We start from the raw sequence: 10723 nt of genomic DNA on the forward strand, positions 1-10723 counted from the left end.
GTTGCCGTTTTATAATGATAGGATGCAAAAGCTTACCATCACCCGACCTGACGATTGGCATCTGCATCTCCGCGACGGTGCAGCACTGAAAGCGGTTCTGCCCTACACGGTGCGTCAGTTTGCCCGCGCGATCATCATGCCGAACTTGAAGCCCCCTATCCGCTCGGTGGTAGATGCGGCTTGCTATCGCGATCGCATCCTCGCCGCCATTCCAGAGGGACAACAGTTTGAGCCATTGATGACGCTCTACCTCACCGACAACACCAGCCCCTACGACATTCTCCGGGCGAAAGAATCCCAGTTTATCAAAGCGGTCAAGTACTACCCAGCCGGTGCAACGACCAACTCAGACTCCGGTGTGACGGATATTCGGAAGGGTGATCGCGTCTTTGAAGCGATGCAGCAGGTGGACATGCCGTTATTACTGCACGGGGAAGTGACCGATAACGATGTTGATACGTTCGATCGCGAGAAGGTGTTTATCGAGCGACATTTAATCCCCCTCAAGCAGCGATTTCCCAACCTGCGGGTGGTGCTTGAGCATATCACCACCTCCGATGCGGTGCAGTATGTCCTGTCTGCCAACACTATCGCGGCAACAATTACGCCACAACATTTGTTGTTTAACCGTAATGCCCTGTTCAAAGGCGGCCTTCGCCCCCATTTTTATTGCCTGCCCATTTTGAAACGGGAGGAGCATCGTCAGGCTTTGTTGCAAGCGGCAACGTCGGGGAATCCGAAGTTTTTTCTAGGTACCGATAGCGCTCCCCATACCCGCACCAGCAAAGAAAGTTCCTGTGGCTGCGCGGGATGCTTTTCGGCTCTGCACGCCCTTGAGTTGTATGCCGAAGCATTTGAAAGCGTGAAAGCCCTGGATAAACTGGAGGCGTTCGCTAGCTTCTATGGCCCAGATTTTTATCAACTGCCGCGTAATACCGAGCGAATTACCTTGTCCAAAACGACTTGGCGCGTTCCTGATGAAGTTCCATTTATGGAATCTGGGCTTATACCTTTGGGGGCGGGGCAGGAAATGACATGGCAAATGGTATGACATTTGCATTGTGCATCAGCCGTTGTGGAATCCTGTCGGTTAGCTTAGACCAACGAGTAATTTGAATCCTGGCTCAAATTTGAGTCTGCGAATCTTCTATTTTAAGTGGTGATCGCCTTAGCAGAACTTTAATATTTTAGCAGAATTTTTGTTTAGCCTTTTGACCAAGGTGTAGTGCTGCTCGGACTTGTGCTTCGGTTTTTTCAACAGCGTTGGCTAATTCTGTCATTGTTGGTTCGCGGTCTAGCTGTTGAGTGAGTTCATTTTTAGATTGCTCAATGACAATCATTTCTTGTACAAGTCTTGCATAAGCGATTTCTTCCTCTGGCTTTAATAAAGGATACTGACCAATTTCTTGCAAATAGATGCGAACCATGTCGGAACTCAGGCTGGACATACAAACTTTTCGACTTTTTTAAACCAGGGGATTTAAAAGTATAAATCAAATAGCTCATTAAAATTTTCTATTTTTAACCGAGTACCGTGGGTTTAAATCCCGCAGTTCAAAATCGCGCAAGTTTTGGGTCGGGGTCTAAATCCCCATCACAAAACTTAATTACGAATTATTTAATAGCCAAGGCATATCAATTTAGTCCTGCCTGAAGTAACCTCTGCTTCAACCTTGTGTACCGCCGTTGGTCATCAGTAGAGCGCACCGCCAGAGAGATCGCTTTTTTTGCTCCTACAACAATCGCTAACTTCTTGGCACGGGTCAGCCCGGTGTAAAACAGGTTCCGGGTCAACATCATATAGTGCTGCATATAGATTGGCAGAACTATCACCGGATATTCTGAGCCTTGGCTTTTATGTATAGTAACGCTCCAGGCTAAAGTAATTTCGTTAAGATCAGCATAGTCGTAAATCACAGTATTCTCTCCATACTGCACGATTACTTCTTGTTCAACAGTATCAATGTCGGTGATAATTCCCAAATCTCCATTGAAGACTTCACGCTGGTAATCATTCATTTGTTGAATTACGCGATCGCCAACTCGCAGTATCATCCCACCTCTGTTAATCTCAACCTTGTCAGGACTGGGTGGGTTGATTAACTGCTGCAACACAGTATTAAGGTTGCGAGTCCCTACCAAGCCCCGCGACATTGGACAAAGTACTTGCACATCAGTAGCAGGATTAAAACCTAAGCGAGGAATCAAATCGGTAATCAATTCGCAGATTGCTTGCACTCCATGTTCAGGCTGATGACCGCCGCCATGCCACAGACAATCAGACACAGGATTGTCAGAGATTGGCTCGATTGTGGGATAAATTCCTCGATTAATTTGGTGAGCAGCAGAGATGATTGCGCTCTGTTGAGCTTGGCGAAATACCTGGGTCAACCGCACCACGGGAACTCGCCCAGAATTGATCAAGTCAGCAAGTATTTGACCTGGCCCCACAGATGGTAACTGGTCAATGTCACCCACCAACAATAGTAGAGCGCCAGCCAATACTGCTTTAACTAAGGAGTAAGCCAGAAACAAATCAAGCATCGAAGCTTCGTCAGCGATAATTGCCGTGTGGGGCAAAGGATTTTCGCTATCGCGCTTGAAACCCCTTGAGCGGGGGTCAAATTCTAACAAGCGATGAATAGTTTTAGCTTCCAGCCCAGTCATTTCACCTAAGCGTTGAGCAGCCCGTCCAGTTGGTGCTGCCAAAGCAATAGATTTACCCATTGCTTTCCACAGGCTGACAATCGTGTGAGTTGTGAAGGTCTTTCCAACGCCAGGGCCACCTGTGAGGATCATGATTTTGGAATAGGCTGCTGTTTCTACAGCTTGGCGTTGCTGTTCTGAAAGCTGAATTTTACGGCTGGCTGTAAAGCGGTCAATCCAATCACGCACACGCTCAATGTCAGTGCCAACAGGATTTTCCAAGCGTTGGCGTATCAGTTGAGCTAAATTTTGTTCAGTATGAAAGTAAGTCGGTTTGTAGCAAAGTAGCCTTTTTTCTTCATCCCGCTCTCTAATCAGCTCGTCTGCCAGAGCCATATCTTTAATAATGATCGCAACCGCTTCTTCTGTGGGCTGATGAGATTCGGTTGTCAGCAGTTTGATTACCGACTCAATCAGTTCACTTTGTGGCAGGTAACAGTGACCATCTTCGGCAGCTTCACTTAGACAATGGATAATCCCCGCACGGTAACGAAATTCTGAGTCAGGGGCAATTCCGATATTTCTCGCAATCTTGTCAGCAGTCAGAAAACCAATCCCATAAATGTCGGCTGCTAACTGATAGGGGTTCTTGGTAACAGTGGCAATCGCTTCATCCTTATATTGCTTGTAAATCTTCACAGCATAAGTGGTAGAAACGCCATGCCCCTGGAGAAACACCATTACTTCTTTGATCGCTTTCTGAGTTGACCAAGCGTTTTTGATTAAAGTAATCCGCTTTTTAGCGATGCCCTGAACTTCAATTAATCGCTCTATCTGGTTTTCGATGATGTCCAGGGTTTCAAGCCCAAAGTGAGCTACGATGCGTTTGGCTGTTACTGGCCCAACACCTTTTATGAGTCCACTGCCTAAATATTTCTCAATTCCGGTGAGAGTGGCTGGTTTGGTTTCTTGGTAATTGATGACTTGGAACTGCGGCCCAAATTGTGGATGGTCACGCCAGAAACCAGTTAGTTGTAAGGTCTGCCCTGGCTGAATATTGGCAAAGCTGCCGACGATTGTTGTGAGTTCGTTGCTACGGGGGCGAGTCAGTCTTGCCACTGTGTAACCCGATTCAGCAGAGTAAAAAGTTAAACGTTCTACAACTCCAGTGATTGTTTCGTGTTGGGGAAAGGCGCTTACTTGTTGAGGGGAAAGATTAGGGGGAGTGGACATTGCTTATCATCAGATGCCGCACATCATTATAATACTGGAATTCAGTCAATTATAGTACATAAATACTAATTAAACAGCCACTATTAGTATCATCTAAAACTCAACCTAATTTACCTTCATCACTTCTATTTGTTATAGTTCTAGGCTTATCTTTTTCTTGGGTGGGACTACTGCTGATTTTTTGGGTGCTTGAGGAGGGCGACAGCTTTTAGAGGTTTTCCGAAAAGTTAAAAAAATTTTCTCTGGAATTAACAGATTAACCTTTATTGGATAGCTCTATTCTTTTGTCAATTTCTTGTAGCTTACTTTGAAGAGCTTGACGAACTTCTTCAAGTTGATTGTGATGAAATTCCTCAAAATTAATAGAACGGATAGTTTTAACTGTTCTAATAACTTTTTTATTTTCATTACTTGAAATATTGGCAGATTTATACTGGCTTAGTGTCTCTTTAACTAAAGCTTTGGTTTGGCTCAAAGAAAGCCTTTCTTGTATGACTCTTTGGGCTAACTGAACCCTAATTTTTCGAGATTGAGCCTCATTAAGCTTTAGTTGAGTGGCAGAAAGCTTGTTCAATTCCCTAGCTTTACTGGCTTCTAGCCCTTCTTCTCGGATAGCAGATTTTAAATCTGTTGATAGTTTCAGCAAAGGAAAAATATTAGTATCAATAGAAGTAGGGTTAAGTTGTAATGCTAATATAACATCAAATATTTTCTGTTCTTCAGCACTTTTAAAGTCAACAGATTCTAACCACTGCCGTTGATTTTCCTGAGAAGCTATTCGGATCTCAGACAACTCCAAATTTTTACGATTACGCTCTAGTCGGCTCATAGCTGCGTTAAGTAGACGTGGAATGTTATCTTTCTGTTCTGACAACTCAGGATAGTCATATATGATTTGTTGAATTAAAGATTCTGCCAAGTCGAGAGTATTAAGATCCTCTCTATGCAAAGTTGTTGAAAGGGCTTGTCGATGAAGTTCACGATCATCTGCTTCGATCCCAGTAAGTAGAAATACAGCCTTTAGAGTATTCCATCCAATCTCAGGTGCAGATCGCCATCGTCTTTCTCCATCAAACAATAAGTATCTACCATTAGACAAAGGAATGAGAATTACAGGAGTATGCTGTCCTTGTTTTCTAAGGAGTTCAGCCATTCCCTGTATGCTAGCTTTAGTAAAAGTTTGTCTAGGCTGGCGAGGATTTCGATCAATCAAGTTAATTGGAACTTCTGAAACTCCTTGTTTGTCAGCTAATTCTGTAACTAGCTCTTGAATACGGGCTTCTAGAACAATTTTTTCTTCACTATCAACTTCCACGGCTCGAAGTTGATTAATTTCAGCTTCGAGTTCCTCAACTCGTTTAGTTAAATGATGAATTTTTTGTGATTGTCCTGCATTTGCAAACGCATTAGAAATATCTGGTTTTAGCATTAGTCCTGACTCATTAGCTCTATAATTTTGGTAACGATGGGGTCAAAGTCTTTAATAGCTTCACAAGCAGGTGCAAATAAATGAATGGGAAGCCCTACTCCACTCGCATTAATAAATTGGTTTGATTCTCTAATTGGCGGAAAACATGAAATTCCAAGCTCTTGTAACTGATTAGGGATTTCTTCTCCAATGTTTCGATGGGCGGCTACTTTCTTTATATTTACTTGTGATGGTACAAACCCTAATATTTTAGGCTCTGGTCGTAGTCGTAACTCGTTGATCTTGTCATAAAACCAATTAATCAAACCTGCTGAACCATACAAAGCTTTATATTCTAACTGCATTACAACCAATATGTCTGTCGCTGCGGCTAAAGCTACTAGACCCATAGGTTCCAGACCACCTGGGTTATCCAGAATAATAATGTCAGATTCAAGCGGATAGTCTTCTAAACGATCATGAAGCAGGTAATATTTTCTGGAATGAGAGTAAATTTTATGAATACTTTCTTCTAACGGAGCGCCGCCTAAAATAACATTGACATTATGGATTTTGTTTTCCCAAATAGGGAACAAAGGGTAATTGCCTTTGAAATCATCCCTGAAAACAGACGCTAGGGTTTTTTCAGGAGGAGGATCTTCAGTTTGTGAAAAAGCTCCCGTAAAGATTTTAAGAGAACCTAATGGGTCTAGTTCAATAACTGTGACTGAGTAACCTTTTTTGCCAAGGATGTACGCTAAATGTGTTACTAAAGTTGTTTTTCCAGTTCCACCAGCATTGGATTTAACATCTAATCTAATTTTTCTTTTAACTGCTTTCTTTTTCATAGCTCAAAAACTAAAGGCTTATGGAGTAACGTTACTCCACTTTTTGAGAAAATTCTAAGATCCTGCATGGAGTAATGCTACTCCATGCAGGATCTTAGTGTAATTTATCTAATTTTTATAAAAATGTTGCACTAAATATTAGCCGATTTATGCAAGGTCATCAATGACTGTAGAAGTTGAGTTTTAAAAGAATACTATATATGGCATCTACAAGTTGCCTTAAAAAGCAGAAGCAATAAGGATAGTTATAGTTACATTAAAAATAGTCTGTCAAAAACTTCGACTCCAATGAGCATAGAATCTACTAAGCGACCACCCAAGGCACAACAACCAAAACTGATCAAGCACATCCCTGCGGCGAAACAACCAGAGGTGCAGGATTTGACCAACAGTGATGCTCAAGTAGAACTATACCAAGATGTAGCAGAAACACCTGCTATTTATGCAGTCCTAAAAACAGTAGCTCAGTCAACCGAGAGTGCATCTAAACCAACAGAGAAACAAGAGCTATTTAGCCCTACCCCGGCTGATGACAAGTTGCCGGAAGAACTCACAACTGGCCAACAGCCCGGCCATGTCCCTGTCAATGAAAAACCCATAAAGCCGCCAAAAGTTGAGCCGCAGGTGACTGGCAAGCGCAACAAGAAAAAAATAGATTTACCACCAGCAGCCAAACCTCATATACCCTTTCAAGACCGCCCCGAAGAAACAGAATTACCGCCATCACCCTGTCAGCACATGCAATTCCTGGATTGCAACTCGGAGGTAGGGCGTGTGATATTCGAGTGCTACCACTGCAAGCAGGGGATAATCAGCGAGTACACCGGAGAACCCGTAATGGGCGAGTACAAAGGACGACCTTCAGTAATTTTCACAAAAGTAAAATGCCCCAACTGTGAGCAAACAGCGATTAGACTGCAAGCAAGGGAAGTACTTTCGACTACGGCGATACCTTCACCTTGGGCAGAAAAGTAAAATATGTATCGACTGCTTTTTTTAACTCGTTATATGGGAAGATTTTAAAAATTGCTCATGGGGTATATATAGGGGCTATATATACCCCATGAATAGGTTAGGACTTTAGGGACATTTTGACCCCTATATAGGGTATATATAGGTGCTAAGTAGGGTATATTTGACTGACTGATATTTTGTACCCCACTTAGCCCCCAAGGGGTTATGATAAACTCTTGAGTCTGGAGAAAAAAAGGCTCTTGAGCAGGGGAGCAAGAGAAAATTGTTTGCATTAACAATTATAGTTATCGGTGTAAGAAAAACTAATTATTCTGCTGAAGGTCAGAGTTCTCCATTTTGAACAGTAAATAGTAAACACTAAGAACTGTTTTAATTCTCTCCTCTGCTCTCCTGCCCCTCTGCCCCTCTTCTCCCCCACTTCACCTGAACAGATAACTTTCACAAATACAAAGTCTATTACCTTTCTCTTTATGTCTAACATTCACACCTTGCAAAAAATTTTTCCTGCTGGCTTTGATAACGGTTACGGAAGCCTAAAACTTTTAGTCGAAGGGTTTGAAGTGGTTCGTGTCCCCAGCTATATAACCAATGCCGAGATGGAAGATGTACCCGGACGAGTAGTTTTTAACGGCACTGCTTACACAGTCGGAGAGTCTGCTTACCGCACAGGGAATTATTTTGACCGCAACACAGACAATAATGAAAATAAAGTCAACAACGCATTATTGACTTTATTGGGTGCATTGGCGCATCTACCACACCGTAAAGCTTGGCACTTAAAATTAGTCGTCAGCTTACATGATGTTGCTCTGGCATCAGAACTACAAAAAGTACTCAATGGAGAATATCAGCCAATACTTGCTGGCAAACAATCAGATGTAAAAGTAGAAGTCCTGAAAGTTGTGCTAGAGGGGATGGGTGCATTATTTGGGCATCCACTACCCAAAAAATTAACCATTTTAGACTTTGGCAATGGAACAACCCTGTATTCTCGTTACAACCGAGGTCAGCGAGAAGTTCACACTGCCTACCCCATAGGTGTAGAAGTTCTCATCGATGATATCTCCCAAAAGATGAAACATTTAAATGGAGGAAAAATTGGGGATGCTTCCAAGATCCGATTTTGTCTGGAAATGGGGCATACCCGATACAGCCGTGACATCGATATCAAAGATATATATAGTGCTTCTTTAAAAGATTGGTATGAAAAATACTTGAAGAAAGTGGTGAATCTCACATTGGATGCCAAGCACCAAGGGGATGAAATCTGGGCTATAGGTGGAGGCTGTCTCTTACCAGGATTTAAGAAGCTGTTGGAGAAAAACGGCTTCAAAATCCTGGACAATCCGGTAGAAGCCAATGTCTCTGGGCTTTTAGAGATGGCAAAGACCATTAACAGTAAGAACCCAACTACTACATCTTTTAAGTAAAGTTATAACAATGGCAGATAAAAAAGACTTAGCACCGGAAAAAGTTCGCCTCAAAGATAATTACCGAGAGCGCATATTTGCAGAATCGCAAAAACTAGATAAAAGCTACCTGGACACGCTTTACTTTATAGTTGATTGCTATTTTGTTTTCATCAAGGCTGGATTACCTGCACAACTTTTACCTTCCCCACCTATTAATACTGAATCAAACCAACTCACGTCTTGGACTGCAACTCCATTTCCAGAGGAGAAAGAAGAAGATTATGGTGGGGAAACATTCAGCCTTGATTTTGATTTGTAATCGTCAAAGGAAGTTGGCAACGCTAAAGAAAGGGAATTAGCCCTGAAACTTTGCCAGACCTCAACTGTAACAATTAATGTAATAATTTTTGCAACGCCAATTTTCTTAGTTGGGCATTATTCAACTCCAGTAATAACAAAGTTGGACATTTTTTGTTATTCCCGGTAGGATTATTGCTATGAGCCTATCAAGAGGTAGCAGATGAACGTTTCTCTGACCATAGAACTGGAAAAGTGGGTGCAATCCAAAGTTGAAAGCGGTATGTACACTTCGGCTAGTGAAGTGATCCGTGAAGGTCTGCGGCTGCTCAAAGACCAGGATGCCCTCAAAGCAATACGCCTTGCCGAGTTACGTAGGGAGATACAGCAGGGGATTGATAGCGGAGAATCTACACCGCTAAACATGGATGAAATTATCGAATTGGCTAAACAACAACGGCAGACGAGAGAATCCCCATAATGGCGACAATTCTTATAAAACCGTTAGCACAAGCTGATTTATTGGATATTTGGAATTTTATTGCCAGTGACAGCTTTGATAAAGCAGATCAGCTTCTAAAAAAAATAGACAGTCAGCTCAAAATGTTGGCATCAAACCCAGGTATGGGAAGAAAACGCGATTCCTTAGCACCAAATCTGCGAAGTTTTCCAGTAGGGAATTATCTAATTTTCTACCGTTCTATAAACCAAGGGATTGAAGTTATTCGTGTTATACATGGGGCAAGAGACATTCAAAGCCTTTTTGAAGAAGATGATGAGTAAGTCGTTCTTCAATAGTTAGATTTTTGCCAACACTCCTGCTTTCTCTTTATTACTTGCGAAAAAATCAGTTTTGAACATCCTTACAGTTGGCTGACTGTATACCCTGCTCTAAAGCACTCGATAACTGCATCTAAATTACCTGACTTTAGATGTGCCAGACCTTGATTATAAGAAACCTGTGCTTGCTCTAAATTAGCCGTCTCCATAGTGCTGTCCTCCTTTTCTATTGCTTAAAAAGGCTATTCTAGGATAAATCTATCTTTGTATGTCTATTTGTTGTGTTTGAGATTTAGCTAGTATTTTATCAATTTGAGTATTAGCATCCTCAAAAGTTTGCAATATCTGTGGAGTTACTTTATTAGTCTGCACCTTGCCAGATTGCAAGTTTAAAATTATCTCCCCATCTTTCTGCGAAATAGTTAAATCCCTCTGCTGGGTATTGAAAGCCAAGTCATAAATCTTTCCTTTAACTTGAGTACTATTTTCATCAGACTTACCCCAGACCATGCCAATCCTTTGAGCAATTTGAGTCAACCGACTGATTTTTTCAAGCTCAAATGTATCTTTATTCATTACTGTCAACGCTGACTCTGATAATTGCTCACCAGCTTTAAACCCATTTGCCACTTCTACAATGCGTTTTTTGTAATTCTCCGACTTCCCTAACTTATCTGCGGCATTGTACCAATTTCTCAAGTCATCAATAGTGACTGTCGGGGATTTCTTTACACCTAGAGATTCGGTTTTTGTACTATTAGTAATGTCTATTGTAGAAGGAGTAGTGGAGAGTGATGGAGTTATAGATTGGTTAGGTGGGGATTGTGCTGTTTGTTCTGGTGGTTTCAAAAACTGTGGTCGTGTGGCGAGGGAATTAACTCTTTGTTGATAGTCACTATTTGATTCAATCACAGCCCCAAATTTCTTGGTCATGCTCGACAAAGTTTTGGCAGGGATGGAGCTATCAACCAAGTTAAATACCGCTAGACCTTTTTTAGTTTCCCTGATAACATCTTCTGTTGGTACTTGCTGCCATTCAACTTTTTGAGCAGTTAACCACTTAGTCACAGTATCAGCTTTCTGGTTGTCAACAGCCAAGCCCATGACTCCAAGTTTTTTGTTTG

General features: G+C 42.0%; 11 protein-coding genes and 1 pseudogene. 6 read left to right on the forward strand and 6 right to left on the reverse strand.

Annotated elements, in window-relative coordinates; genetic code table 11:
* Positions 1–22: 22 nt before the first annotated feature.
* The gene (pyrC, locus tag H6G92_RS27975) at positions 23–1051 is read left to right on the forward strand and encodes a dihydroorotase (protein WP_190898674.1); all 1029 of its coding nucleotides are present in this window, start codon (positions 23–25) and stop codon (positions 1049–1051) included.
* 136 nt (positions 1052–1187) lie between these two features.
* On the opposite strand, the gene H6G92_RS27980 is transcribed toward pyrC, so the two are convergent.
* The 4 genes from H6G92_RS27980 to H6G92_RS27995 all read right to left on the reverse strand — a co-directional run bounded on the left by H6G92_RS27980 (position 1188) and on the right by H6G92_RS27995 (position 6135).
* Entirely contained in the window at positions 1188–1427 is a 240-nt protein-coding gene (locus H6G92_RS27980) for a sigma-70 factor domain-containing protein (RefSeq protein ID WP_242059338.1), read from the reverse strand.
* Between the two features lie 208 nt (positions 1428–1635).
* On the reverse strand, positions 1636–3879 hold the full coding sequence (gene recD2, locus H6G92_RS27985) for an SF1B family DNA helicase RecD2 (RefSeq protein ID WP_190898678.1): 2244 nt from the start codon (positions 3877–3879) through the stop codon (positions 1636–1638).
* A gap of 256 nt (positions 3880–4135) precedes the next feature.
* Positions 4136–5308, reverse strand: a complete 1173-nt coding sequence (locus H6G92_RS27990; RefSeq protein ID WP_114083930.1) for a ParB/RepB/Spo0J family partition protein — start codon at positions 5306–5308, stop codon at positions 4136–4138.
* The gene (locus H6G92_RS27995) at positions 5308–6135 is read right to left on the reverse strand and encodes a ParA family protein (RefSeq protein ID WP_104899617.1); all 828 of its coding nucleotides are present in this window, start codon (positions 6133–6135) and stop codon (positions 5308–5310) included. The genes H6G92_RS27990 and H6G92_RS27995 overlap by 1 nt, the downstream gene beginning before the upstream one ends.
* Positions 6136–6423: 288 nt before the next feature.
* Between H6G92_RS27995 and H6G92_RS38905 the strand changes: the two genes are divergently transcribed.
* From H6G92_RS38905 to H6G92_RS28020, 5 genes are all read left to right on the forward strand, one after another.
* Entirely contained in the window at positions 6424–7110 is a 687-nt protein-coding gene (locus tag H6G92_RS38905) for a hypothetical protein (protein WP_199345001.1), read from the forward strand.
* A gap of 470 nt (positions 7111–7580) precedes the next feature.
* Complete coding sequence (locus H6G92_RS28005) at positions 7581–8540, forward strand: ParM/StbA family protein (protein ID WP_190898680.1); 960 nt, start codon at positions 7581–7583, stop codon at positions 8538–8540.
* A 10-nt stretch (positions 8541–8550) separates the two neighbouring features.
* Positions 8551–8841: a hypothetical protein gene (locus H6G92_RS28010; protein ID WP_190898682.1), complete on the forward strand. Its 291-nt coding sequence runs from the start codon at positions 8551–8553 to the stop codon at positions 8839–8841.
* Between the two features lie 201 nt (positions 8842–9042).
* On the forward strand, positions 9043–9300 hold the full coding sequence (locus H6G92_RS28015; protein ID WP_179070153.1) for a type II toxin-antitoxin system ParD family antitoxin: 258 nt from the start codon (positions 9043–9045) through the stop codon (positions 9298–9300).
* The gene (locus H6G92_RS28020; RefSeq protein ID WP_190898683.1) at positions 9300–9602 is read left to right on the forward strand and encodes a type II toxin-antitoxin system RelE/ParE family toxin; all 303 of its coding nucleotides are present in this window, start codon (positions 9300–9302) and stop codon (positions 9600–9602) included. Before H6G92_RS28015 ends, H6G92_RS28020 begins: the two co-directional genes overlap by 1 nt.
* 80 nt (positions 9603–9682) lie before the next feature.
* On the opposite strand, the gene H6G92_RS40495 is transcribed toward H6G92_RS28020, so the two are convergent.
* Both H6G92_RS40495 and H6G92_RS28025 read right to left on the reverse strand, forming a co-directional pair.
* Complete coding sequence (locus H6G92_RS40495; protein WP_277926785.1) at positions 9683–9808, reverse strand: hypothetical protein; 126 nt, start codon at positions 9806–9808, stop codon at positions 9683–9685.
* A 49-nt stretch (positions 9809–9857) separates the two neighbouring features.
* Positions 9858–10723 (reverse strand): annotated as a pseudogene (locus H6G92_RS28025) (hypothetical protein); the annotation flags it as partial.

This window comes from Nostoc foliaceum FACHB-393 (assembly GCF_014698505.1).
In the GTDB taxonomy this organism is placed as follows: Bacteria; Cyanobacteriota; Cyanobacteriia; order Cyanobacteriales; family Nostocaceae; genus Nostoc; species Nostoc foliaceum_A.

Coding starts and splice junctions, on each gene's coding strand:
- H6G92_RS38905 (WP_199345001.1), top strand. CDS start 6,424: ATGAGCATAGAATCTACTAAGCGACCACCCAAGGCACAACAACCAAAA.
- H6G92_RS28015 (WP_179070153.1), top strand. CDS start 9,043: ATGAACGTTTCTCTGACCATAGAACTGGAAAAGTGGGTGCAATCCAAA.
- H6G92_RS27990 (WP_114083930.1), bottom strand. CDS start 5,308: ATGCTAAAACCAGATATTTCTAATGCGTTTGCAAATGCAGGACAATCA.
- H6G92_RS27980 (WP_242059338.1), bottom strand. CDS start 1,427: ATGGTTCGCATCTATTTGCAAGAAATTGGTCAGTATCCTTTATTAAAG.
- H6G92_RS28005 (WP_190898680.1), top strand. CDS start 7,581: ATGTCTAACATTCACACCTTGCAAAAAATTTTTCCTGCTGGCTTTGAT.
- H6G92_RS28010 (WP_190898682.1), top strand. CDS start 8,551: ATGGCAGATAAAAAAGACTTAGCACCGGAAAAAGTTCGCCTCAAAGAT.
- pyrC (WP_190898674.1), top strand. CDS start 23: ATGCAAAAGCTTACCATCACCCGACCTGACGATTGGCATCTGCATCTC.
- H6G92_RS40495 (WP_277926785.1), bottom strand. CDS start 9,808: ATGGAGACGGCTAATTTAGAGCAAGCACAGGTTTCTTATAATCAAGGT.
- recD2 (WP_190898678.1), bottom strand. CDS start 3,879: ATGTCCACTCCCCCTAATCTTTCCCCTCAACAAGTAAGCGCCTTTCCC.
- H6G92_RS28020 (WP_190898683.1), top strand. CDS start 9,300: ATGGCGACAATTCTTATAAAACCGTTAGCACAAGCTGATTTATTGGAT.
- H6G92_RS27995 (WP_104899617.1), bottom strand. CDS start 6,135: ATGAAAAAGAAAGCAGTTAAAAGAAAAATTAGATTAGATGTTAAATCC.